The 21,537-nt window shown below is 71.4% G+C and carries 25 protein-coding genes and 2 pseudogenes; 9 read left to right on the forward strand and 18 right to left on the reverse strand.

Translation table 11 applies throughout. From position 1 onward, the window contains the following. Positions 1–80: 80 nt before the first annotated feature. The 8 genes from DFJ66_RS44015 to DFJ66_RS05825 form a co-directional block, all read right to left on the reverse strand. Positions 81–554, reverse strand: a complete 474-nt coding sequence (locus DFJ66_RS44015; RefSeq protein WP_246029594.1) for a Rieske (2Fe-2S) protein — start codon at positions 552–554, stop codon at positions 81–83. Beyond that, the gene (locus DFJ66_RS05795) at positions 551–1,366 is read right to left on the reverse strand and encodes an iron-containing redox enzyme family protein (RefSeq protein ID WP_121218657.1); all 816 of its coding nucleotides are present in this window, start codon (positions 1,364–1,366) and stop codon (positions 551–553) included. The genes DFJ66_RS44015 and DFJ66_RS05795 overlap by 4 nt, the downstream gene beginning before the upstream one ends. Next, complete coding sequence (locus tag DFJ66_RS05800; protein ID WP_121218659.1) at positions 1,363–2,160, reverse strand: dihydrodipicolinate synthase family protein; 798 nt, start codon at positions 2,158–2,160, stop codon at positions 1,363–1,365. The genes DFJ66_RS05795 and DFJ66_RS05800 overlap by 4 nt, the downstream gene beginning before the upstream one ends. Further along, the gene (locus DFJ66_RS05805; protein WP_121218661.1) at positions 2,157–2,642 is read right to left on the reverse strand and encodes a DUF6190 family protein; all 486 of its coding nucleotides are present in this window, start codon (positions 2,640–2,642) and stop codon (positions 2,157–2,159) included. Before DFJ66_RS05805 ends, DFJ66_RS05800 begins: the two co-directional genes overlap by 4 nt. After that, complete coding sequence (locus tag DFJ66_RS05810; protein ID WP_121218663.1) at positions 2,632–3,822, reverse strand: pyridoxal phosphate-dependent aminotransferase; 1,191 nt, start codon at positions 3,820–3,822, stop codon at positions 2,632–2,634. Before DFJ66_RS05810 ends, DFJ66_RS05805 begins: the two co-directional genes overlap by 11 nt. Before the next feature lie 376 nt (positions 3,823–4,198). Continuing rightward, on the reverse strand, positions 4,199–4,888 hold the full coding sequence (locus DFJ66_RS05815) for a DsbA family oxidoreductase (protein ID WP_121218665.1): 690 nt from the start codon (positions 4,886–4,888) through the stop codon (positions 4,199–4,201). A 35-nt stretch (positions 4,889–4,923) separates the two neighbouring features. Continuing rightward, positions 4,924–5,745 carry an oxygen-binding di-iron domain-containing protein gene (locus DFJ66_RS05820; protein WP_121218667.1) on the reverse strand — a complete coding sequence of 274 codons (822 nt, stop codon included), beginning with the start codon at positions 5,743–5,745 and terminating at the stop codon, positions 4,924–4,926. Between the two features lie 32 nt (positions 5,746–5,777). Then, complete coding sequence (locus DFJ66_RS05825) at positions 5,778–6,740, reverse strand: DMT family transporter (protein WP_121218669.1); 963 nt, start codon at positions 6,738–6,740, stop codon at positions 5,778–5,780. Between the two features lie 68 nt (positions 6,741–6,808). On the opposite strand from DFJ66_RS05825, the gene DFJ66_RS05830 reads away from it, so the two are divergent. Continuing rightward, entirely contained in the window at positions 6,809–7,393 is a 585-nt protein-coding gene (locus tag DFJ66_RS05830; protein ID WP_121230723.1) for a TetR/AcrR family transcriptional regulator, read from the forward strand. Positions 7,394–7,478: 85 nt separating this feature from the next. Continuing rightward, positions 7,479–8,441, forward strand: coding sequence for an LLM class flavin-dependent oxidoreductase (locus DFJ66_RS05835; RefSeq protein ID WP_170199152.1), 963 nt, complete (start codon positions 7,479–7,481; stop codon positions 8,439–8,441). Between the two features lie 80 nt (positions 8,442–8,521). On the opposite strand, the gene DFJ66_RS44895 is transcribed toward DFJ66_RS05835, so the two are convergent. Continuing rightward, the gene (locus DFJ66_RS44895; protein ID WP_281276722.1) at positions 8,522–8,650 is read right to left on the reverse strand and encodes a hypothetical protein; all 129 of its coding nucleotides are present in this window, start codon (positions 8,648–8,650) and stop codon (positions 8,522–8,524) included. Here DFJ66_RS44895 and DFJ66_RS44020 point away from each other — a divergent pair. Further along, positions 8,633–8,743: pseudogene (locus tag DFJ66_RS44020) on the forward strand (DUF6010 family protein); the annotation flags it as partial. The gene DFJ66_RS44895 and the pseudogene DFJ66_RS44020 sit on opposite strands and share 18 nt — an antisense overlap. Beyond that, entirely contained in the window at positions 8,740–9,990 is a 1,251-nt protein-coding gene (locus DFJ66_RS05840) for a flavin monoamine oxidase family protein (RefSeq protein WP_121218673.1), read from the forward strand. The pseudogene DFJ66_RS44020 and the gene DFJ66_RS05840, both read left to right, overlap by 4 nt. Here the strand turns inward: DFJ66_RS05840 and DFJ66_RS05845 are convergent. Next, positions 9,974–10,732 (reverse strand): SDR family oxidoreductase, encoded by a 759-nt coding sequence (locus DFJ66_RS05845; RefSeq protein ID WP_121230725.1) that lies wholly within the window; start codon positions 10,730–10,732, stop codon positions 9,974–9,976. The two genes, DFJ66_RS05840 and DFJ66_RS05845, sit on opposite strands and share 17 nt — an antisense overlap. An 81-nt stretch (positions 10,733–10,813) precedes the next feature. Here DFJ66_RS05845 and DFJ66_RS05850 point away from each other — a divergent pair, with 81 nt between their 5' ends. Next, the gene (locus DFJ66_RS05850) at positions 10,814–11,293 is read left to right on the forward strand and encodes an RrF2 family transcriptional regulator (protein WP_121218675.1); all 480 of its coding nucleotides are present in this window, start codon (positions 10,814–10,816) and stop codon (positions 11,291–11,293) included. Here DFJ66_RS05850 and DFJ66_RS05855 read toward each other — a convergent pair whose 3' ends face one another. The 4 genes from DFJ66_RS05855 to DFJ66_RS05870 form a co-directional block, all read right to left on the reverse strand. After that, a complete protein-coding gene (locus DFJ66_RS05855) occupies positions 11,294–12,358 on the reverse strand; it encodes an ABC transporter permease (protein WP_121218678.1) in 1,065 nt (354 codons plus the stop codon). Beyond that, positions 12,358–13,239 (reverse strand): ABC transporter ATP-binding protein, encoded by an 882-nt coding sequence (locus tag DFJ66_RS05860; RefSeq protein WP_121218680.1) that lies wholly within the window; start codon positions 13,237–13,239, stop codon positions 12,358–12,360. Before DFJ66_RS05860 ends, DFJ66_RS05855 begins: the two co-directional genes overlap by 1 nt. An 80-nt stretch (positions 13,240–13,319) precedes the next feature. Beyond that, positions 13,320–13,985, reverse strand: coding sequence for a response regulator (locus DFJ66_RS05865; RefSeq protein ID WP_121218682.1), 666 nt, complete (start codon positions 13,983–13,985; stop codon positions 13,320–13,322). After that, positions 13,982–15,274 (reverse strand): sensor histidine kinase, encoded by a 1,293-nt coding sequence (locus DFJ66_RS05870; RefSeq protein ID WP_246029595.1) that lies wholly within the window; start codon positions 15,272–15,274, stop codon positions 13,982–13,984. The genes DFJ66_RS05865 and DFJ66_RS05870 overlap by 4 nt, the downstream gene beginning before the upstream one ends. A 231-nt stretch (positions 15,275–15,505) precedes the next feature. Between DFJ66_RS05870 and rho the strand changes: the two are divergent. Next, positions 15,506–16,588 (forward strand): annotated as a pseudogene (gene rho / locus DFJ66_RS05875) (transcription termination factor Rho); the annotation flags it as partial. Positions 16,589–16,642: 54 nt separating this feature from the next. Here the strand turns inward: rho and DFJ66_RS05880 are convergent. Further along, on the reverse strand, positions 16,643–17,143 hold the full coding sequence (locus DFJ66_RS05880) for an ArsR/SmtB family transcription factor (protein WP_211350994.1): 501 nt from the start codon (positions 17,141–17,143) through the stop codon (positions 16,643–16,645). Positions 17,144–17,200: 57 nt separating this feature from the next. Between DFJ66_RS05880 and DFJ66_RS05885 the strand changes: the two genes are divergently transcribed. After that, complete coding sequence (locus tag DFJ66_RS05885; protein ID WP_211350996.1) at positions 17,201–18,007, forward strand: S41 family peptidase; 807 nt, start codon at positions 17,201–17,203, stop codon at positions 18,005–18,007. Continuing rightward, positions 17,974–18,141, forward strand: a complete 168-nt coding sequence (locus DFJ66_RS43340; RefSeq protein WP_211350998.1) for a hypothetical protein — start codon at positions 17,974–17,976, stop codon at positions 18,139–18,141. The genes DFJ66_RS05885 and DFJ66_RS43340 overlap by 34 nt, the downstream gene beginning before the upstream one ends. 15 nt (positions 18,142–18,156) lie before the next feature. On the opposite strand, the gene DFJ66_RS05890 is transcribed toward DFJ66_RS43340, so the two are convergent. Genes DFJ66_RS05890 through DFJ66_RS05900 form a run of 3 tightly spaced genes read right to left on the reverse strand, consistent with a single transcriptional unit; the run spans position 18,157 to position 19,996 of the window. Beyond that, positions 18,157–19,116 (reverse strand): sigma-70 family RNA polymerase sigma factor, encoded by a 960-nt coding sequence (locus DFJ66_RS05890; protein WP_121218686.1) that lies wholly within the window; start codon positions 19,114–19,116, stop codon positions 18,157–18,159. Positions 19,117–19,160: 44 nt separating this feature from the next. Beyond that, on the reverse strand, positions 19,161–19,649 hold the full coding sequence (locus tag DFJ66_RS05895; protein WP_147459178.1) for a hypothetical protein: 489 nt from the start codon (positions 19,647–19,649) through the stop codon (positions 19,161–19,163). A 23-nt stretch (positions 19,650–19,672) separates the two neighbouring features. Further along, positions 19,673–19,996, reverse strand: coding sequence for a DoxX family protein (locus tag DFJ66_RS05900; RefSeq protein WP_246029596.1), 324 nt, complete (start codon positions 19,994–19,996; stop codon positions 19,673–19,675). A gap of 76 nt (positions 19,997–20,072) precedes the next feature. On the opposite strand from DFJ66_RS05900, the gene DFJ66_RS05905 reads away from it, so the two are divergent. Continuing rightward, on the forward strand, positions 20,073–20,972 hold the full coding sequence (locus DFJ66_RS05905) for a LysR family transcriptional regulator (protein ID WP_121218693.1): 900 nt from the start codon (positions 20,073–20,075) through the stop codon (positions 20,970–20,972). Positions 20,973–21,537: the final 565 nt, after the last annotated feature.

Here is a 21,537-nt window from a genome sequence, read left to right on the forward strand (position 1 = left end):
GGCCTCCTCGGGAGGGCTGGGGGGATGTGGGGATGACCCCGTCCCGCGGCGGGGGAAGCCGCGGGACGGGGCCGGGACTTTCAGGACAGGGGGTAGGGCAGCGCGTCACCGGTCAGCGGCGTGACCTTCAGCGAGCCGCAGACCGGGCCGGACACCTGGTCCCCCGTGGTCAGTTCGAACGTGGAGTGGTGCAGCGGGCAGGTGATGCGCAGCTTGCGGTCGTTGACGTAGCCGAACAGCAGCCTGCCCTTGCGGTGCGGGCACTCGGCCTGGGTCAGGAACCGCTGTCCCCGCACCTCCACCAGCAGCAGGTCGCCGTTGAGCTGCCGCACGGACACGCCGTCCTGCCGCCGCGGCAAGGGCTCGACCGACGGCACCTCTCCGACCGCCGCGGCGGCACCGGGTGCCACCGCGACCTCGGCCGTCTCCGGCGACGGCACGGTCTCGGCCGTCTCCGGCGGCCGCACCGTCCCGGCCGGCTGCGGGGACGACCCGGTCCCCGCGGCCGGCACCGCTTCGCCGTTCACCCGGCCCGCCACGGCCCCGGCGGTCACCCGACCTCCTTGGCCCGGGCCACCGCGGCGTCGACCGCCTCGGCCACCACGGCGCTGGTCAGCTCCACGCCGGCCCACACCTTGCGCAGGTCCACGCCCTTCTCCTGGTCCAGCTCGCGGATGGCGGTCTGCATCTGCTTGCTGTGGAAGGCGTCGATGTAGAGGTGCTCGGTGTAGTACCGGTCCTGCTCCAACCCCAGCCGCTTGCCCGCCGCCGCGAAGCTGCGGAAGGCGTAGAGCACGCTGGACTCGAAGTAGGAGTAGGCGCCGAGGAAGTAGTCCGGCTCCGGTGCGCGGGCCGCCAGCCAGTAGAACAGGTTGACGAAGCCCAGCACCGGGTCCGCCGCCCGTTCGACGTGGTAGTCCAGGTCGGTGGGCAGGCCCAGTTCGGTGAGCAGCTTGGCGTAGAGCCCCGCGTGCTCCTGGTCGTCGTTGCCGCAGCCGAACTCGTCGATCAGGACCCGGAACACCGCCATCCGCGACCGCGACGGCAGCCGGGGGATGATCGCCAGCAGCGACTGCGACTCGATGAGCCCGTCCACCGCGAACTGCGAGACGATCTCCTTGAACTGCGCCAGGTTCGCTTCCTCGGTGATGAACAGGTCGCTGTCGGACGGGTGGGCCTCCTCGTCGGCCAGCTTCTCGCCCAGCGCCTTGACCAGCTCGCCGCGCGAGGCGAAGGCGGGCGCCGCCGCCTCCAGCTCGTCGGCGCGCCGGACGAAGAAGTCCCGTTCCAGCTGCCGGATCTCGGCGTACTCCGCGGCGGAGGGCACCGAGCGGTTGAGCCGGTACAGCCTGCGCGCGTCGCTCATGCCGCCACCTTCTCCGGCACGACCTGGGCGGTGGAGATGACACCGCGCCGCATCAGCTCTTCCTTCAGCGGCCGGTACCACTCGTCGCCGAACAGCCCGTAGGCCTCGCAGGCGGCGTTGATGCGGTCCTGCAGCTCCGGCCGCGGGTCGGTGAGCATCTCGTTGCACAGGCCCGGTTCCAGGTTCAGCAGCGGGCCGATGAACCCGGCGATGCCGGTGACCTGGAGCAGGAGGTTCTCCCAGCCCTCGAACACGGGGATGCCGGTGTTCGCCCGGGTCATGGCGTTGGTGTAGTCGGCGGAGCCGCTGGACTCCTTGATGCCGACGATGCCGGGCAGCGCGCAGATCCGCAGCAGGGTGTCCAGCTCGATCTTGTTGCCGGACACGGCTTCCTCGTTGTAGAGGAAGATCCCGACGCCGACCGCCTCCCGGATGGTCCGGAAGTGCTCGACGATCTGGTCCTGCGTCACGTCCGCCCCGTACGGGGTGGTGACGACGACCGCGTCGACACCGGCGTCCACCGCCACCTTGGCCCGCGCGACGACCTGCGCGGTGGTGGGCAGCTGGATGCCCGCCAGCACGGGCAGGCCGCGGGAGTGCTTGACGGTGTAGGTGACCACGTCCACCCACTGCCGGTCCGACAGCTTCCAGCCCTCGCCGGTGCTCAGCGCCGGCATCAGGCCGTCGACCTTGCCCTCCAGCGACCCGATCAGGCTGTCCACATCGGACTCGGACACCTCGCCGTGGGCGTCCAGCGGCGTGACCAGGGGAACGATCGTGCCCCGGTAGCTCATGCCCCACCTCCCACTCGCAGGACCAGCGACTGCTTGTAGAGACCTTCCAGCGGCTGCGGGAACGCCGACTCGACGTCGGGCAGCTCGCCCAGCGGCAGGTCGTCCCGGGCGGTCAGCTCCGGGTCGACGGTGTAGAGCGTGCCGCCGCGGTTGAGCACCACCGCGACCGTCAGCCGGTTGCGCAGCGACAACCCGGCCAGTTCCGGGGACTCCAAGGCGCGCTTGAGGTCCTCCTCGGTGTAGCCGATCCGGTCGATCTTCATCTCGGTGTGCAGGACGTCCATGAACGGGTAGTAGGCGTCCTGCTCCGCGCGGCTGTAGCCCCACACCAGGTCGTCGCACGCGCCGACCTGCTCCAGCGGCATCACCGCGCCGGTGGCCAGGCGGGCGACGAAGAACGCCTTGCCGCGCCGCCGGGTGGCCTCGTCCTTGCTGTTCATCGCCATGAACAGCGACGCGTCGATGATCGCCTCACCACTCATTGCGGTTCAGCACCTCGCGCATGGCGGTCATGGCGGCGGCGAACATCTCCGGCTCGCGGGCCAGCGCCAGGCGCACGTAGCGCTCGCCGCGGGCCGGCTCGTGCCAGAAGAAGTACGTGCCGGGCAGCACGTAGACCTCGTTCTCCAGCAGCTTCTCCTGCAGCCGGGACGCGGTCAGGTGCTCGGGCTTGATGCGGAACCAGGCCACGCTGACGTTGACCACCGGCTCGACGTACTCCAGCACGTCGCCGTCGAGCGCTTCCTTGGCCAGCCGCCGGTTCTCCGAGATGACGTTGCGCACCGAGGCGAAGCCGTCCTCGATGGAGTCCTCGACGTACTGGGCGACCATGTTGAGCACGAACGGCGAGACGTTGAGCAGCACCGAGGTGTGGAGGTTGTAGACCTCCTCCTGGATGTCGTCGCTCGGGGTGATCATGGCGCACTTGGCGTCCTGGATCGGCCACGTCTTGCCGGTGTCCTCGATCGCCAGGTAGGTCACGCCCGAGCTCTCCAGCAGCTCGTAGATGTCGACCCGGCCGATGCGCTCGTCGGCCAGGGCGAAGGCGGCGAAGCAGTGGTCGATCAGCAGGACCTTGTTGTGGTCGACGCAGAACCGGACGACCTCCTCGAAGCCGCTGCGGCCGTCCTTGAGGAGGCTGAACCCGGTGGGGTTGTTGGGGTCGACCAGGAACAGCGCGTCGGTCTGGACCTCGCGGACGAGGTTGTCGTAGATGCTCGACACGTCGTGGATGTTGGTCTCGTCGATCGGGCGCACGTCGACCTGCATGTTCTTGAGCAGGTCCACCAGGTTGTCGAAGCACGGCTCGACCAGCGTGACCGACAGGTTGCGGTTCTTGAGGAACATCGCCGCGACCATGGTGGAGATGCTGGCCGCGTAGGACAGCATGGTCTTCTGCTTGGGCACGTTGGGCTGCTTGTGCAGCCGGAAGAAGGCGTCGATGAACCGCTTCTCGTAGTACGACTGCAGACCCTGCTCGGCCTCGTACCACAGCTCCGGTAAGCTCGCGACGATCTTCTCCTGGCTGCGCGACTGCCGCTGGTGCGTGTGCGCGTCGGCGAGGTTGAACCGGGTCTTCAGGGCCAGGATCTCGTGCTGGGTCAGGTCCACGAACGCGCTGACGTCGGGCGTGGTCGTCGTGGTGTCCGTACTGGTGCTCATCGAGGAATACCCCCAGGATAGTTTTCGACACAGACGAGCACCGGGAACCGAATCGTCCCGGTCGTTTTGAGTGATCGGAAAGCAAGCGAGTGACAGGTGGACATCGTCCGCCGATCCCCCGTTTCGGTGTCTGACTCTCCGCTGCTGCGGCGTGTCCCACCGTAACCACGGTAACTCCGCCGTAACAATAACAAGCAGATCACGATTGATCCAGGACCGAAAGGCCGACTTCGCGCCGCCGAGGGGTGCAACCTGCGCTTTTATTCAGGCCATTGGATTTCGCTATGGGTGCGGACACGCGAAATCCCAGCCCTGGGGCCGGGATTTTGTCGCGTGGGAACCGGCGGGTCGCGCGAATACCCGCAATAGGTCGTGCTTATGCGGCGGAGCGTTTGAGGAGTTCGGCCACCACCTCGGGTTCGTCTTTGGTGATGACCGGCCAGCCGACACCGTAATCGCCCGCCCAGCTCACCTCGATACCGGGGTTCGCGTGGTCGGACCCGTCGGGCAGGAACAGGTGCGGACTGCAGTTCACCGTTTCCGTGGCGGAAATCGAGGCCTGCTCGGACAGCAGCTTTCTGGCGCGACCGTCGTCCAAGGCCTCCGCGAGCGCCTTGACGTCCACGACGCCCGTGCTTTCCGCGACGTCGAGGATCACGTGGTAGTTGGCGATGCTGCGGCTTTGCGCCCAAAACGCCTTGCGCAGGCCCAGGTCCAGCGCTTCGGAGGCCGCGAAGCCCTGTTCCTTGGCCGCTTGCACCGCTTCCAGCGCCAACAACGTGCTCGACGGGTACAGCCAGTCCTTGTCCTGCCACAGCTGCCAGCCCGCCTCGGGTTCCAGGCTCGCCGTCCGGCCCACCTCGCTGTCGGTGCCGGTGCGCGGGCTGGGCGCCTTGTTCAGCAGTTCCAGCGGGAAGGCGCGGTGGTCGAAGGAGACCCGGTCCTCCAGGCCCAGGTCGCGCCGCGCCTTGTGCAGGCGGTGCACGGTGACGTGGGCGAAGGAGCACCAGATGTCGGAGAAGATCACGACGACCCCGGGCGGGGGCGTCAGGTCGTGCGTGGACATGGTCGCCTTTCCGAGATACCGGCTTTCGAGGGTGGCTAGCTGGTGAGGTCCGCGCGGGCGGCGGCGAGTTCGGCTTCGTGGCGCTCCAGCACCACTTCCGGGTCGAGGTCCTCCGGCGGCAGCCACGGCGTCATCGTGGGGATCTTGCGCATGGCTTCCAGCAGGGCCTCGGTGCGGCCGGTGGCGACCGGGCCGTGCGCGCTGAGCACCGTCTTCGGGTTCACCGCGCGGATCAAGTCGATCACCTTGTCGAACTTGTCCTGGTCCACCAACGACGTCCAGGGCGCGTTGGCGCGGGTGAACAGGGCCAGGCCGTCGTAGTAGTCGTTCTCGGCGACGTCCTCGGCGTGCGAGGCGAACTCCGGCAGCACGGCGCCGAAGCTGTCCGCGCTGAACAGGGTCTCCAGCTTCTGGTCGTACACCGCGATGGTGGACGGGGCGTCGTAGGCCGGCGGGCGCAGGATGGTGATCTTGCGGTCGCCCAGGTCCAGCGAACGGCCCGGGTTGACCGCGCGCACCCGGTGCTGCGGCACGTTCCAGTACTCGGCGAGCCGGTCCACCGACAGCTGGTTGGTGATCAGGGTCGCGTTGGGCGCGGCGGCCAGGATCTCGCGCAGGCTGCCCACGTGGTCGCGGTCGTCGTGGGTGACCACGACCCACTTCAGGTCCTTCGGGTCGACCAGGTTCCACACCTCCTGGTCGAACCGGCCCGCGTCGATGGGCAGGCCGGCGTCGACCAGGACGGGCTCGTGCGCTCGGATGAGGTACGAGTGCACGGGCAGCACCCCGGCACCCGCGATGGGTAACTGCGAGGGCAGGACGAACACCTCGGGCGCGGCGTTGTAAGGCGTCAGCACGGCGTCTCACTTCCGGGTCGGGGCGGGAGTTGTCACTTGGCGATCTGGACCAGCACGGAGCCGGCGATGAGCAGCGCGACGCCGGCCAGGCGCGCGGGGGTGAGCTTGCGGCGGGGCAGGCGGAACAGGCCGTTCTGGTCGATGGCCGCGGAGGCGAGCTGCTGGCCGGTGACGGTGAACGCGACCGTGGTGGCCGCGCCGATCTCGGGGATGAGCAGGAAGGTGACCGTCACGTAGGCCGCCGCGCACGCGCCGCCCAGCCAGCCCCACCACGGCATCGCCTTGAGGCCGTCGAACTTCGGCTTCGGGGTCTTGCCGGTGGACACCAGGACCGCGAGCACGATCGCGATCGCCAGCACCGCCACGATGAAGCTGACCAGGGCCACCGCGAAGGGTGCGCCGAGGTCGGCGCGCAGCTTGGCGTTGACCGCGCCCTGGACCGGCAGCACGCCACCGGCGATCACGCCCAGGACGAGCCACCCGGTCTGGCTGGCCAGCGCGGGTCGGGTGTCGGCGGGCGTGGCGGTGCCCGGACCGGCCTTGATGGCTTGGTTCTGGCCGCGCACGACCACCGAGATGCCGACGACGACGGCCGCCGCGCCGAGCACGATCAGCAGGTTCAGCGGCACCTGCTTGACGCCGATGAGCCCGCCGAGGTCGAGCACGAGGGAGGCGAGCATCTGGCCGGTCACCCAGAGGCCGACGGTGGTCACCGCGCCCAGCCGGGGGATCAGCAGGATGCCGCTGGTGATGTAGAGGGGGCTGGCCAGACCGCCGAGCAGGTGCCACCAGGTCGCGTCCCCGATCCCGCCCAGCGCGCCGATGCTGCCGGTCAGGATCGCCACCACGGCCAGCAGTCCCGCGGCGACCGAGAGCTGGAGGGTCGAGGCCCCGTAAGGCGTGCCCACCGCCCGGTTGAGCTGGAGGTTCACCGAGGCCTGCACCGCGAGGAGGGTGCCGACCAGCAGCGCCGATGCGAGGAGTGCGAGGTACATGCCGGCAATGTAAGCACTAAGTGGACGCGGTGTCCACTTAATGGCTTCGAGGCCGTATGGTGGTGCGCATGTCGATCGAGGTCGCTCTGTCGGGCGGCGGGCGTCCGCGCGAGCGGGCCGACGCCGCGCGCAACCGCACCAAGGTGCTGACCGCCGCCGAGCGGCTGTTCGCCGAGGCGGGCGGCACGACCGCGGTCACCATGGAGGACATCGCCCGCGCGGCGGGCGTCGGCCGGGCCACGCTGTACCGCCGGTACCCGGACACGACGTCCATCGCGCAGGCCCTGCTGGACGCGCACGAGACCGAGCTCCAGGACAAGATCCTCCGCGGTGCCCCACCCCTGGGACCGGGCGCGCCACCGCGCGAGCGGCTGGGCGCGTTCTACGCGGCGATGGTGGACCTGCTCGAACGGCACCTGCACCTGGTGCTGGGCGCCGAAACGGGCCGTGCGCGGTTCCGCACCGGCGTGTACGCGTTCTGGCGCCGGCACGTGCAGCTGTTGTTGCCCCCCGACACGCCCCAAGCCGTGGTGGACGCCCTCATGGCCCCTCTCGCGCCCGAGCTGTACGAGTACCAGCGCCGGGTGCGCGGCCTGACGCCCGGCCAGATCGTCGCCGGCCTGACCTGGCTCAGCGCGCGCTGCTGCGACTGAACCGGGGCACTAGGTGGACACGGCGTCCACTTATGCCACTATGGGGTGGCCCGTGAGTCGCGGCGAACACCTGGAAGGACGTTGCATGGACAAGAGCAAGATCGGGATCGTCTTCGGCAGCCTCACGCCGCCGGAAGGGCTGACCGCGGGCGCGGCGCAAGCGGAGCGGCTCGGGTTCGGCGAGGTGTGGTTCTCCGAGGACTGCTTCTTCACCGGCGGCCTGTCCGGCCTGACGCTGCTGCTCGCCGCCACCGAGCGGGTGCCCGCCGGCCTCGGGCTGGCCAGCATCGTGACCCGGCACCCGGCCGTGCTGGCGATGGAACTGGCGGGCCTGGCCCGCACCTACCCCGGCCGCGTGCGCGCCACCATCGGCCTGGGCAACGGCTTCTGGTTGCAGCAGATGGGGTTGACGCCCGAGAAGCCGCTGACCGCGGTGAAGGAGACGTTAGACGTCCTGCGCGACCTGCTGTCCGGGCAGAACGTCAACCGCACCACCAGCACCCACCACTACGGCGACATCAAGCTCGAGTTCCCGCCGGAGCAGGTGCCGGAGCTGTGGATCGGCGCGGTCAACGAGAAGGCCCTGCGGGCGTCCGGCGAGAAGGCCGACGGCGTCCTGCTGTCCGTGCTGTCCGGCCCGACCTACGTCTCCTGGGCACGCGGCCTGGTGGACGAAGCCGGTCGCGGCCTCCCGCTGACCGCCTTCGTCCTGGCCGCCGTGGACGACGACGACCAGGCCGCCCGTGACGCCGTGCGCGGCGCGGTCGGCTTCTTCCTCAAGGCCGAGTCGCACACCGCGCTGGTCGGCCAGTCCCCGTTCGCGGACGACATCCGCAAGCGCGTCGCGGCGCTCGGCCCGGACGAGGACCTGACCGTCGAGGACGAGTGGGTCGACGAGTTCGCCGTCGCCGGCAGCCCGGCCAAGGTCCGCGCGCAGCTGCAGGGCCTGCTGGACGCGGGCGCCACCTCGCTGGGCCTGTGGCTGTTCCCGCCGGACCAGGCGTCCACGCAGCTGGAGCGCCTGGCCAACGAGGTCCTCGCGGACTGACCGCCCACTGAAGCTGACCGGTCCCCCGACACCGGTCACGGGACGGCGTTCTGCCACGCGCCGGCAGGACGCCGTCCCCGTCAGGGCACGTGCCGGAACGCCGCGCGGTTGGCGTTCGGGGTCGCGCCCATTACGTCCTTGAAGTGGTCGCGGAACGTCGTGGTGGAGCCGAAACCGACCTCGGCGGCGATCTCCCGTTCGCCGAGCACTCGTCGCTGGGCTGCGCGATCTGCGACCCGGTGATCGCGGTGTGGTGCTTCGCCGGCGGGCCGTCGTTCCGCCGTGGAACGCTCGACGCATGAAGGTCGTGGTGGTGGGGGCGGGACTGGCCGGGGTGACGGCGGCACGGGAGTTGCACCGCGCGGGTGTGGACGTCACCGTGCTGGAGGCGGCGGACCGGGTCGGCGGGCGGGCGCACACCGTGGTGTCGAGCCAGGGTTCGGCCGTGGACCTGGGCGGGATGTGGCTCGGCCCGAAGCACCACGCCCTGTCCCGGCTCGCCGCCGAGCACGGGGTTCCCACCTTTCCCACGCCCACGAACGGCAAGCGGCGCATCCTCGACGGCCGGCCCACCCGGGCGTGGCCGGCGGTGCTGGTGGGCGGAGCCGCGTTGCTGCGCCTCTCCTTCCCCTCGGGGGACGACCGCACGACCATCGCGGACTGGTTGTCCCGACTCCCCCACCCGGCCGCGCGCCGGCTCGTGGAGGTCGTGGTGGCGGAAGCGCTCGCCGCCGACACCGACCAGATCACCCGGCAGGCGTTCGCGTCCTCGGTCCGCTCGTCGGGCGGGCTGCTCGCCATGCTCGGCACCTCCGGCGGGGCGCAGGACGCCCTGCTCACCGGGGGTGCCGGCGCACTGGTGGCCCGGATCGCGGCCGACCTGTCCGTCCACCTGTCCCGCCCGGCCACCGCGATCACCCGCACCGACTCGGCCGTCACGGTCGACACACCGGACGGACCGATCCGGGCGGATCACGCCGTCATCGCCGTGCCGCCACCGGTGTCCGCCGAGATCCACCACGACCCACCGCTCCCGCCCAGCCGCGCACTGGTCGAGCAGAACACCGTGATGGGCACCATCTACAAGGCGATCGCCGTGTACGAGCGACCGTTCTGGCGCACCGCGGGCTGGAGCGGCGAGGTGATCTCCCTGACCGGCCCGGTGCCGGCGGTCTTCGACGTCTCGCCCCCGGGCGGCCCTGGCCACCTGGGTTTCCTGGTCCCCGGCCACCGCGCCCGCACCTTGTCCGCACTGTCCACAGAGGACCGCCGGGCGACCGTCCTGCGCACCGCCGCCCAGGCCTTGGGTGCCGCCGCGCTGACCCCCGTCGACTGGCACGAGAAGTCGTGGCACGACGACCCCCACGTCCGGGGCGGCTACTCCGCGCTCCCCCGGCCCGGGAAGTACACGGCGACCCGCCAACCCCCGACCCCGGTCGGCCGCCTGCACTGGGCGGGCACCGAGACCTCCGACGCCTGGCCGGGCTACCTGGAGGGTGCGGTCCGCTCCGGCCTGCGCGCGGCCCGCGAGGTTATCGGACGGCGGTGACCCGCTGGGTCTCCAGCCACTGGTCGAACGTGGTCGGCGCGATGCGTGCGCCCTCGCCCGGCAGCAGCACGTTGCCCGCCATCTCCACCCCGATCACGCCGTCCCACGTGGGCACGAGCTTCACGTCCCGGCCCTGCGCCTGGTGCGTCCGCCGCGCCATGTCCACCAGGTCGTGCCGCTCCGGACCGGCCAGGCCGGGGTGCAGCCCCACCGGCTCACCGGTCGCCACCTCCGCCAGGAACTCGGCCACGTCCGCGGGCGCCACCGGCTGCACGAGCAGCGGCGGCAGGGTGGCCACGCCGTCCCGCTCGGTCCAGCCGGCGACCATCGCGGCGAAGTCGTGGAATTGGGTCGCGGGCACGATGGACCACGGCACGCCACCGGCCTGGACCAGCCGTTCCTGCTCGCGCTTGCCGTAGTAGTGGTCGTTGCCGTCGACGCCGTGGATGCCCACGATCGACAGCAGCACGTGGTGCCGCACGCCCGCACGCCGTTCCGCCGCGAGCAGGTTGGTGGTCGTGGTGGCGAAGTACTCGACCAGCTTGTCCCGTTCGAGCGCGGGGCCGTTGGTGGCGTCCACGACCGCGTCCACGCCGGTCAGCGCCTGGTCCAGGCCCTCGCCCGTGATCAGGTCCACGCCCAGCGAGCGGCTGATGCCCACGACCTCGTGCCCGGCGCGCTCCAGGACGGCGACGGTGAGGGCGCCGATGTTGCCGGTGGCTCCCGCGACTGCGATCCGCATGACCATCTTCCTCTCTGTGGGTACCTCCGCACGCTATCTCGGACCAAACAGATCCGCAATGTCTGAGATACACTCCACGGCGTGAAGCTGCCCGTGAGCACCGAATGGCTGTTGCACTGCGCCACCACCCTGGCGCAGCTGGAACCGGGCGCCACCGCCTCGGCGGCGCAGCTCGCGGAGTACTACGACCTGCCCGCGCCCTACCTGGCCAAACAGCTCCAGTCGCTGGTCAAGGCGGGCATCCTCACCGCCACCACGGGTCCGCGCGGCGGGTTCCGCCTGGGCCGACCGGCCGCGGACATCACCCTGCTGGACATCGTCACCGCCGTCGACGGCGCGGCCTCGCCCTACGAGTGCCAGGAGATCCGGCAGCGCGGCAAGGGCGCGCTGCCCGCCGAGGACTGCCGGGACGCGTGCATCCTGGCCCGCAAGATGGCCGACGCGCACAAGGCCTGGAAGCAGAGCCTCGCCGAGGTGTCCTTGGCGGACGTCCTCGGCGAGCTGCCCCCGACCGCGCCGGCCCGCACGCGGTCCAGGATCGCCCTCACCGGGCGGAAGTGATCACGCCTCGCGCGCCCACGCCTTGCGCAGGGCGAGCTTGCCGCCGGTGTGCAGCAGGGCACCCGAGTAGATCCGGCTCGCCAGCAGCACGACCAGCACCACCGTCGCGGCCAGCAACCCCAGCGCCAGGACCGCCTCCCACGCCGCCGCCTGCTGCGCGAACATCCGCACCGGCATGGCGATCGCCGAGGTGAACGGCACGTACGACAGCACCTGCATCACGGTGGCGTCGTCGGCGAACACCATCACCGCGAAGTACGGCCCCATCACCAGCATCATCACCAGGCCCATGCTGGACCCCAGGTCCTCCTGCCGGCTGACCAGCGACCCGGCCATGGCCCACATCCCCGCCAGCAGCAGGTAGCCCAGCACCAGGAACGGCACGAACCACCCCAGCGCCGGCCCGACCACCGCCAGCAGCTCGTGGTGCCCGCCCAGCCGCAACGCGATCGGCGCGGCCACCGCCAGCACCACCGCCTGGCCGAGCGTCAGCAGGGTGTGCCCGACGATCTTGCCCGCCAGCAGCGCCCGCACCGGCACCGTGGCCACCAGGATCTCCACGATCCGGGTCTGCTTCTCGATCACCGTGCTCTGCGCGATCGCCGCGCCGCCCGCGCCGAAGATCAGGAACACCAGCGCGAACACCATGATCGCCACCGTGCGCGGCCCCTGCCCCACCACCGACGCGTCGAGCAGCTGCACGGGCGGCGCGGTGCGCAGGGCGGCGACGACGCTGTTCGGCGGATCGTTGAGCGCGAGCACCTTCACGCCGGACCCGTCCGGCACGACCGCCGCCTCGACGTCCTCCGACCGCACCAACCCCTCGGCTTCGTCCACACTGGACACCTGGCGCACGTCCAGTCCGCTGTCCGCCAACGCTTCCACGGCCTGCGTGCCCACGGCGGCGACCTTCTTCGGCCCGTCGCCGAACACCGTCGGCAGGATCGACAGGGCGAACAACCCCACCACGACCACCAGGAAGCCGATCCAGAACCCCTTGCTGCGCACCAGGCTGCGCACCTCGCGCTCGGCCACCAGCCGCGTCGCGCCCACGAACCGGGACATCAGATCGCCTCCCTGAAGATCTCGTCCAGCGTCGGCACGACCGGGCTGAAGCTCCGCACGGTCCCCTTGCGCAGCGCGGTGTCCAGCACGACCTGGTCCGCGCCCTCGTCGTCGAGCTCGAACACCGCGCGCGGCCCGTCCACGTCCACCACCCGCACCCCGGGCACGTCCCGCACCCACCCGGCGTCCCCGCCGACGACGAGCTCGAACCGCGTGGTGCCGTAGCGCTCACGCAGCTCGTCCCGCGCGCCGGCGGCGGTGATCCGACCCCCGGAGATGATCACGACGTCGTCGCACAGCCGTTCCACCACCGACAACTGGTGGCTGGAGAACAGCACCGGCACCCCGCGGGCGGCGCGCTCGCGCAACACGCCCAGCACGGTCTCCACGGCGATCGGGTCCAGGCCGGAGAACGGCTCGTCCAGGATCAGCAGCACCGGGTCGTGCACCAGCGCGGCGGCGACCTGCGCGCGCTGCTGGTTGCCCAGCGACAGCTCCTCCAGCTTGTCCCCGGCCCGCTCGGACAGCTCCAGGCGGTCCAGCAGCTCGGCGGTGTTGCGGCGCGCGGTGGCCTGGTCGAGGCCGTGCAACTGGCCCAGCCACGCGATCTGCTCGGCGACGCCCATCTTCGGGTAGAGCCCGCGTTCCTCGGGCATGTACCCGAACCGCTGCCGCAGCTCGCCGTCCACCTCGGCGCCGTCCCAGCGGACGGACCCGCCGTGCGCGGACAGCACCCCCAGCACGATCCGCATGGTCGTGGTCTTGCCGGCCCCGTTGGCCCCCAGGAACCCGGTCATCCGCCCGGGACGGACCTCGAACGACACGTCGTCGAGGACCCGGTGATCGCCGAAACTCCGGCTGATCGACGTCACTGTCAACATGCCGGCAACGCTATGCGCTGGCGCCGGCGAGCACGTCCGGCGCGAGATCGACTCCCGGGGTCCTCCGCGAGGAGGATGCCCTACGACCGCCCCGGCGCGACGATCCCCTGCTCGTAGGCGAACACCACGGCGTGCGTCCGGTCCCGCAGGCCCAGCTTCGCCAGGATGCGCGACACGTGCGTCTTCACCGTCGTCTCGCCCAGGTACAGCGCCGCCGCGATCTCGGCGTTGCTCGCCCCGCGCGCCAGGTGGACCAGCACCTCGAACTCGCGGTCGGTCAGCTCCGGGGGCCTGCGCGCGGGCGCGTCGGGTGCGGGCGTGGTGAACCGGGCGATCACCCGGCGGGTGACCTCGGGCGACAGCAGGGCGTCGCCGCGCGCCACCACCCGCACCGCGTCCACCAGGTCCTCCGGCGAGGAGTTCTTCAGCAGGAACCCGCTCGCCCCGGCCCGCAACGCCTCGAACAGGTAGTCCTCGCGGTCGAAGGTGGTCAGGATCACGACCTTGATCGGGCTGTCCGCCCCGGCCGGGCCGAGGATGCGCCGGGTGGCCTCCAGCCCGTCCAGCACGGGCATCTGGACGTCCATCAGCACCACGTCCGGGCGCAGCCGCCCGACCACCTCGACCGCCTCCGCGCCGTCGCGCGCCTCGCCGACGACCTCGACGCCGTCCTCCGTCCCGAGGATGACCCGGAACCCGGCGCGCACCAGGTCCTGGTCGTCCACGAGCACCACGCGCACGGTCATGCCGGGAACCTCGCCAGCACCCGGTACCCGCCGCCGCGGCGCGGCCCCGCCTCCAGCGCACCGCCGTGCACCGCGACCCGCTCCCGCATCCCCACCAGGCCGAACCCGCCCGAACCGGACGTCACCCCGCGGCCGTCGTCGGTCACCTCGACCTCCAACGACTGCTCCAGGAACCGCACCCGCACGTCCGCGCCGGCCGCGCCCGCGTGCTTCACCACGTTGGTCAACGCCTCCTGCACGATCCGGTACACCGACAACGCCACGCCCTCCGGCACCGGCCGGGGCTCCCCGTACACGCCGTGCACGACTTCCAGCCCCGCCGAGCGGGCCATCGCCGCCAGCTCCGGCAACTGGTCCAGGCCCGGCGAGGACGTCTGCGCACCCAGCACCTCGTCCGCCGGTGCCGCCTCCTCCGGTCCCGGCTCCTCGGCGGGGTCCGCGCGCAGCACGCCGAGCAGCCCGCGCAGCTCGCCGATCGCGGTGCGGGCCGTGTCCTCCACGGTCTGCAGGGTGGACCGGGCCAGGTCGAGGTCGCGGTCCAGCACCCGCCGCGCGGCACCGGCCTGCACGCCCATGACCGACACGTGGTGCGCCACCACGTCGTGCAGGTCGCGCGCGATGCGCACGCGCTCGGCGACCACCGCGCCGCGCATGTTCTGCTCCTGCGACCGCCGCAGCTCCTCGGCCCGGTGCTCCAGCTCTTCCTTGCGCCGCGCGGAAAGCCAGGCCGTGTTGCCGAAGTGGTAGGCGGACAGGAAGAACAGCACGTTGAACGCGACCCCGTAGAGCACCGACGCGAGCACGGGGTCCAGCGGCCCGACGGCGTTCTCGAACGGCCCCACGGGTTCGAGCAGCTCCCGCACGAGGCTGAACCCGAGCCAGCCGAACATCCCCACGACCACGCCGATCCGCGCCACCCGCGCCCGCACCCGGTCGCGGCTCCACGCGCCGGCCGTGTAGATGGCGGTGAACAACGCGATCGACGGCACGAGGTTGTCCGCGACGTGCCGGGCCTGCCCGGCGATGAACACCGCGCTGACCACCAGCAGCACCGTCAACGGGTACCGGCGCCGCACCGCGAGGGGCAGGCTGATGCCCGCGCCCCACAGCAACTGCTCGACCAGCGTGGAGATCGTCTCGTCGTGCACGAACGCGCCCATGCTGCGCACCAGCACGGTCACCGCGGCCGCGCCGGCCAGCACGGCGAGCGCGAGCCACACGTCCTGGCGGCGCTGGGCGGCGGTGGGTCCGGGTCGGCGCCACTGGCTCCACGGGTCGGGGGTCGTCACGGGCGGAACGGTAACCGATGTTGCCGTCCGCCCAACCGTGCGGTACGGTGGTGCTGTCCATCGAGCGGATGTTGGCCCTTCGCCTCCCGCAGGACGTCTCCACTCAAGGCTCGAACCCCTCTCTTCGTGGTTCGCCTTCACCTCCGCGCCACCTGGCGCGCGTCTGTCCGGAAAGGACACCCACCCATGACCGCAACCCTGTTCAAAGAACCCGAGATCCAGGCGTCGACGCCCGTCGCCGGCGTCCTGGACGTCCAGCAAGACCACGCTTACCTGCGCACCACCGGGTACCTCCCCGGACCGGCGGACGTGTACGTGCCACCGGCTGTGGTGCGCCGCCACGGACTGCGGCGCGGCGACCTGGTGGCCGGCGCGTCCGGCACCGCCACCGGCAAGCAGAAGTTCCCGCCGCTGGTGCGGGTCGACGCCGTCAACGGCGAGGACCCGGCGAAAGCCTTGCGGCGGCCCGATTTCTCGACGCTGGTGCCCGTGCACCCGACCGAGCGGCTGCGCCTGGAACACGACCCGCACGAGTTGACCACCCGCGTGGTGGACCTGGTGATGCCGATCGGCAAGGGCCAGCGCGCCCTAGTCGTGGCACCGCCCAAGGCGGGCAAGACCAGTGTGCTGCAAGCGATCGCGCGCGGCATCAGCCGCAACAACCCCGAGTGCCACCTGATCGTCGTGCTGGTCGGCGAGCGGCCCGAGGAGGTCACCGACATCCAGCGCGGCGTGCCCGGCGAGGTCGTGGCGTCCACGTTCGACCGCTCCCCCGCCGAGCACACCGCGTCCGCCGAACTGGCGATCGAACGCGCGAAGCGGCTGGTCGAGGAGGGCAAGGACGTGGTCGTCCTGCTCGACTCGCTGACCCGCCTGGGCCGTGCCTACAACCTCGCCGCGCCCTCGAACGACCGCATCCTGTCCGGTGGCGTCGGCGTGAGCGCCTTGTTGCCGCCCAAGCGGCTGCTGGGCGCAGCCCGCAACATCGAGGACGGCGGCTCGCTGACCATGATCGCGACCGCCCTGGTGGAAACCGGTTCCACCGGTGACAACCTGATCTTCGAGGAGTACAAGGGCACCGGCAACGCCGAGCTGAAGCTGGACCGCAAGACCGCCGGCCGCCGCGTGTTCCCGGCCGTGGACGTCGAGCAGTCCAGCACGCGCAAGGAGGAGCTCCTGCTCGCCCCCGACGAACTGGCCGTCACGCGCGCCCTGCGCCGCGCGCTGGAGTCCCGGGACGTCGACGTCCTGCTCGACGGCCTGCGCAAGACCCGCACCAACGCCGAGTTCCTGGCCGGCCTCACCCGCGGGTGACGCCGAGTTCCCGGCCGGCCTCACCCGCGCGTGACGCCGAGTTCCCGGCCGGCCTCACCCGCGCGTGACGTCGGGCTGCCGGTAGAGCGCGACCAGGACGCCGTGCACGGCCTCGCCCTCCCCGGCGTCCTCCGCGTCGTCCACGACGTCCCGCAACGCCTTCGCCATCCGCGCCGCGACCTCCTCGGTCAGCCGCAGGTGCCGCAGCACGACCAGCGGCTGCTCCGCCGCCCGCGCCACCTCCTCGCCGACCGCGCCGAAGATCGCCTGGGTGTGCTCGGCCGGGGAACTGCTGTAGGACATGCGCTTGGCCGCGCGCTGGTAGTACTGCTCGGTCCCGCCGCGCACCTTCCGCTCCTCCACCACCCGCACCAGGCCGGCCTCTCGCAGCACCTTGAGGTGGTGACCGACGTTGCCCTTCCGCTCGTCGAGGGCGACCGCGAGTTGGCTGGTCGTCGCCGGTTCACGGCCGAGCGCGAACAGCAACCGCTGCCGCAGCGGGTGGGACAGCGCCTTGAACTGCTCGGGCGTGCCGATCTCCAGCCAGTCGTCCACCGGGAAAGTGTCTAACTCTCTTGACGCTTTCGCAAGCGCGCTGCTCTACTCCCCGCCATGGACACCACGTCGATCATCACCCGGACCCGCGCGCTGCTGGTGGAGCACTACGTGTTCCCCGAGGTCGCGGCCGAGCTGGACGGCTTCCTGGCCGGCCGCACCGCCCGCTACGCCGCCGCGACCACGCCCGCCGAGCTCGCCGAACTGGTCACCGAGGACCTCCAGTCCGTCAACGGCGACCGGCACCTGCGCCTCAAGCACCACGCGGACGAGGTGCCCGAGGGCGACGACGCGGCCTCGGAGCAGCAGATGCGCCGGGAGCTGGACCTGGCGATGGGCGGCGTGCCCGGACTGCGGCGGCTGCCCGGCGGCGTGGCGCACCTGGAACTGGCGCCCCACCTGTTCCCGGTCGAGCTGTGCGCGGACGCCATCGCCGCCGCCTTCACCCTCGTGTCGCGGGCGCACGCCCTCGTCCTGGACCTGCGCCGCAACCGGGGCGGCGACCCGCACACGGTGGCCCTGGTGTGCGGCCACCTGCTGGCCGAGCCGACCCACCTCAACACCATGTACCACCGCGAGGACGAGTCCTACCACCAGTTCTGGAGCTCGCCGGTGGTGCCGGGCGCGCGCTTCGACCCGGCCCGACCGGTGTACGTGCTGACCAGCGCCACGACGTTCTCCGCCGCCGAGGAACTGGCCTACGACCTCCAGCAGCTGGGGCGGGCCACCGTCGTCGGCGAGACCACCGGCGGCGGCGCCCACCCCGGCGCGGGTTCACCGTCCACCCGCACCTGGAGGCCACCATCCCCACGGCCCGCGCGATCAACCCCGTGTCGGGCACGAACTGGGAGCTGGTCGGCGTGACCCCGGACATCGCGGTGCCCGCCTCGGAAGCCCTCGACCGCGCGTACCGCGAGGCCCTGGCCGAACTGGACCGCCGGGGCGGCGACGCGCCTTCCGTCACCGAGGCCCGTGCCGCCTTGCTGCAGGTCCGGTAACACCCTGTGCTCACGTCAACCGGCCCAGGCCAGTAGCGGTTCGTGTCGTTCCGGTGCGCGGAGGGCGGCCATGGCCTGGCGTTCCAGCTGTCGGATGCGTTCGCGGGTCACCCCGACCCGCTCCGCGACCTGCTGCAACGTGCACGGCTCGCCCCCGTGCAAGCCGTAACGCAGGGTGATGATGAGCGCTTCGCGGGGTGGCAGGGTGTCCACCAGCGCCCGCAGCTCCTCCGCCAGCGCGCGGTGCTCGGCGACCTCCGGCGCGGACAGCACGTCGGTGTCCTGGATGAGGTCGGCGACCCGGGTCTCCCCGTCGTCGCCGACCGGCGTGTCCAGGCTGATCGCCTCCCGCCCGATCCGCCGCAGCTCGGCGACGCGTTCGGGGGTCGTCCCGGCCGCCTCGGCGAGGTCCTCGACGGTCGGGTCCCGGCCCAGGGCCAGGTGCAGCTTGCGCTCGAGCTTGCCCAGCTTGGCGATCTCCTCCACCACGTGCACCGGCAGCCGGACCGTGCGGGTGTGGGTGGCGATGGCGCGTTCGATCGCCTGCCGGATCCACCAGGTCGCGTAGGTGGAGAACTTGTAGCCCTTGGCGTAGTCGAACTTCTCCACCGCGTGCATGAGCCCCAGGTTGCCCTCCTGGACCAGGTCCAGCAGCGGCAGGCCGCGGTGGTAGTGCTTCTTGGCCACCGACACCACGAGCCGGAGGTTGGCGCGGATCATGTGGTCCATCGCCGCCTGGCCCTCGCGGACCAGGGCCTCCAGGTCGCGGCGCCGGTCGTCGTGCGGTCCGTCCCGGTCGAGGTCGCCCCGGCGGAGCAGTTCCTCCGCGTACACCCCGGCCTCGATGCGCTTGGCCAAGGCGACCTCCTGGGCGGCGTCCAGCAGGGGCGTCGCCGAGATCTGCCGCAGGTACTGGCGGACCAGGTCCGGTTCGTCGTCGCGCTCGGCGGGTTCGGCGCGCCGGTGCGGTGTCATCGTGGGTCACCTCCCACGACAGGGGTAACCGCACCGGCGGGCGGTCACACCGTCCGCACGTAGTGGGCGGCCCACACCTCGTGGGCGTCGTGGTGGGACTCGACACCGGCGAAGAACGCGTCGGCCACCGCCTCGAACTCGGCGTCGTCGCCGTCGAAGCCCTGGAACTCGGGGCTGAACACGGCGAACCCGTCCGGGTGCCCGGCGGGCCGGTAGAGCACCGCGATGGTGAGCGTGCGCGGCGCGAGCCCGTACTCCACCGCCTCGACCAGCAGGGCGTCCACCGGTCCGGAGTCCTTGTGGACGTACGCGTCCACGACCATGACCGCCCGGGTGGCGCCGTGCTCGTTGTCCTCGAGAGCCCGCTGGGCGGCCCGCGCGCCCTCGGCGATGTCGTCGGCCATCACCCGATCCAGGAACCGTTCGCCCTGCGGGTTCTCGTGGGCGAACATCGGGATGAGCGTCTCGCCTTCGGAGACGCTCCAAATGCCATGCGCGGCAAGGAAACCTGCCATCGACGCGGTTTCGATCATCGAGCCAGTATGCCAACCCCCTTTCACGCCACCACCAGCGACGCCACCGCCAGCGCGAGGAACGCCGTCGGGTACCCGACGTCCCTCCACACCCGAGCCCGCACGACCACCGCCACCGCCCCGACGAAGTACAGGACCAACCCGACCGCAGCGGCCACCCCCACCACCGGCACGACGAACCCGGCGAGCAACCCCACCGCCCCCGCGGCCTTGACCAGTCCCAACGGCACGATCCACGAAGCCGGCAGCCCGTACCCGGCCATGTTCTTCAACACCCACTTGCTCCGACCGAAGTCGACGGCGGCAGCGACAAGATTGGCGACCACGGTCACCCCGATAACAACCACATAAGCGACAGTCACCCCTCAACCTTCTTCGCGCCCACCTGTTCACGTCCAATACCAGCTTCTATAACGTGGCGGAATGGATGTGGACACGCGTTTGGTCCGCGCTTTCCTGGCCGTGGCCAAGGAGGGCAACCTGACCCGGGCCGCCGAGCGCCTGTACGTCTCCCAGCCCGCGTTGACCAAGCAGATCAGACGCCTGGAGACCGACCTGGGCGTCCGCCTGTTCAGCCGGTCCCGCACGGGCATGGCCCTCACCGAAGCCGGCCAGACCCTGGCCGACAGCGCTCAAGCCCTTTTGGGACTGTGCGACGACATCCTGCGCAAAACCAAGTCCGCCGCAGCAAGTGCCGCCCGCGTCCTGCGAGTGGGTTTCATCGCCAGCGCCGCGAACGAGGCCACTCAGGACATCATCGCGGAGTTCGGCAGGCTGATGCCGGGCTGGCGGGTGGAGATGAGGCAGGCGACGTGGTCCGAGCCGACCGCGGGCTTGGCGGAGGGAGAGGTAGACGTGGCCCTGCTGCGCGCCCCCTTCCCCGACCAGGAGTCGTACCACGTGGAGATCCTCCTGACCGAGCCCAGATTTGTAGCCCTCCCCACCACCCACCCCCTGGCCACCCGCACCACCATCCCGTTCCGCGGCCTGTGGACCGAACCTTTCGTAGCGGCCCCCGCCGAGACCGGCGACTGGCGCGACTACTGGCTGGCAACATCCGAACGCGACACGCCGCCCGTCATCGGAGCGGTGACCGACCAGCCAGACGCGTGGCTACAAGCCATCGCGAACGGCTACGGGGTAGCCCTGGCCCCAGAATCAGCAACCCGCTACTACGCCCGGCCAGGTATCACGTACCGACTGGTGCCGGACGTGAGCCCCAGCCAGGTCTGCGTAGCGTGGCCAAAATCCACCCCCACGACCCCAGCCCAACAAGCCTTCATCCACTCCTGCCACACCACAACCCCCCACCCCCACCCCTGACCCCTAACCCCCACCACCGTCCACACCAGACCCCGCCCCCACCACCATCCGCGCAGCCCCACCGCGCCACCACACCCTTTGGCCGCCACACCGCTGCTCACGATCACCCTTTCGCTTGCGGGCAACGGAATTCCGGTCGCGGGGCGGCGAACCACCACCGGCCCACCTCCACGCCTCCACAACCGCACAGCCAAACCTGGCCGCGCGACGACGCGGCTGTGCCTGACCAAGCGGCGCCGGCCGAGCCTCGCCAAGCAACCGCGACCGCGACCCGACCGAGCAGCGCCAAGCGACGGCGCGGCAGGGCAGCTCCCGCGCGTGGGCGATGGCACCGCAGTCGGCCGGTGGCGCGCTCCAGCCGCAGCGGGCCCGAGCCGCGACAAATTCGGGCTGCAGCATGCGGTCCGGCGTCGACGGGGTCGGGGCCGGCGCGGTCGAGTCGCAGCGTGCGGTTCGGGTCGCAGCCTGCGGTTCGGGCGGCGACGGTGGGGCATCGGCGCGCGGCCCGGCGGCGGCGCTGTCGGGCGGCGGCGCTGTCGGGCAGCGGCGCGCGGTCGCCCGCGTG

It is taken from the genome of Saccharothrix variisporea, assembly GCF_003634995.1.
Lineage (GTDB): Bacteria > Actinomycetota > Actinomycetes > Mycobacteriales > Pseudonocardiaceae > Actinosynnema > Actinosynnema variisporeum.

Coding starts and splice junctions, on each gene's coding strand:
- DFJ66_RS05885 (WP_211350996.1), top strand. CDS start 17,201: ATGGACACCACGTCGATCATCACCCGGACCCGCGCGCTGCTGGTGGAG.
- DFJ66_RS05825 (WP_121218669.1), bottom strand. CDS start 6,740: ATGTACCTCGCACTCCTCGCATCGGCGCTGCTGGTCGGCACCCTCCTC.
- DFJ66_RS05795 (WP_121218657.1), bottom strand. CDS start 1,366: ATGAGCGACGCGCGCAGGCTGTACCGGCTCAACCGCTCGGTGCCCTCC.
- DFJ66_RS05895 (WP_147459178.1), bottom strand. CDS start 19,649: ATGATCGAAACCGCGTCGATGGCAGGTTTCCTTGCCGCGCATGGCATT.
- DFJ66_RS05845 (WP_121230725.1), bottom strand. CDS start 10,732: ATGCGGATCGCAGTCGCGGGAGCCACCGGCAACATCGGCGCCCTCACC.
- DFJ66_RS05810 (WP_121218663.1), bottom strand. CDS start 3,822: ATGAGCACCAGTACGGACACCACGACGACCACGCCCGACGTCAGCGCG.
- DFJ66_RS05830 (WP_121230723.1), top strand. CDS start 6,809: ATGTCGATCGAGGTCGCTCTGTCGGGCGGCGGGCGTCCGCGCGAGCGG.
- DFJ66_RS05835 (WP_170199152.1), top strand. CDS start 7,479: ATGGACAAGAGCAAGATCGGGATCGTCTTCGGCAGCCTCACGCCGCCG.
- DFJ66_RS05815 (WP_121218665.1), bottom strand. CDS start 4,888: ATGTCCACGCACGACCTGACGCCCCCGCCCGGGGTCGTCGTGATCTTC.
- DFJ66_RS05805 (WP_121218661.1), bottom strand. CDS start 2,642: ATGAGTGGTGAGGCGATCATCGACGCGTCGCTGTTCATGGCGATGAAC.
- DFJ66_RS05840 (WP_121218673.1), top strand. CDS start 8,740: ATGAAGGTCGTGGTGGTGGGGGCGGGACTGGCCGGGGTGACGGCGGCA.
- DFJ66_RS05890 (WP_121218686.1), bottom strand. CDS start 19,116: ATGACACCGCACCGGCGCGCCGAACCCGCCGAGCGCGACGACGAACCG.
- DFJ66_RS05855 (WP_121218678.1), bottom strand. CDS start 12,358: ATGTCCCGGTTCGTGGGCGCGACGCGGCTGGTGGCCGAGCGCGAGGTG.
- DFJ66_RS05905 (WP_121218693.1), top strand. CDS start 20,073: ATGGATGTGGACACGCGTTTGGTCCGCGCTTTCCTGGCCGTGGCCAAG.
- DFJ66_RS05865 (WP_121218682.1), bottom strand. CDS start 13,985: ATGACCGTGCGCGTGGTGCTCGTGGACGACCAGGACCTGGTGCGCGCC.
- DFJ66_RS05800 (WP_121218659.1), bottom strand. CDS start 2,160: ATGAGCTACCGGGGCACGATCGTTCCCCTGGTCACGCCGCTGGACGCC.
- DFJ66_RS05860 (WP_121218680.1), bottom strand. CDS start 13,239: ATGTTGACAGTGACGTCGATCAGCCGGAGTTTCGGCGATCACCGGGTC.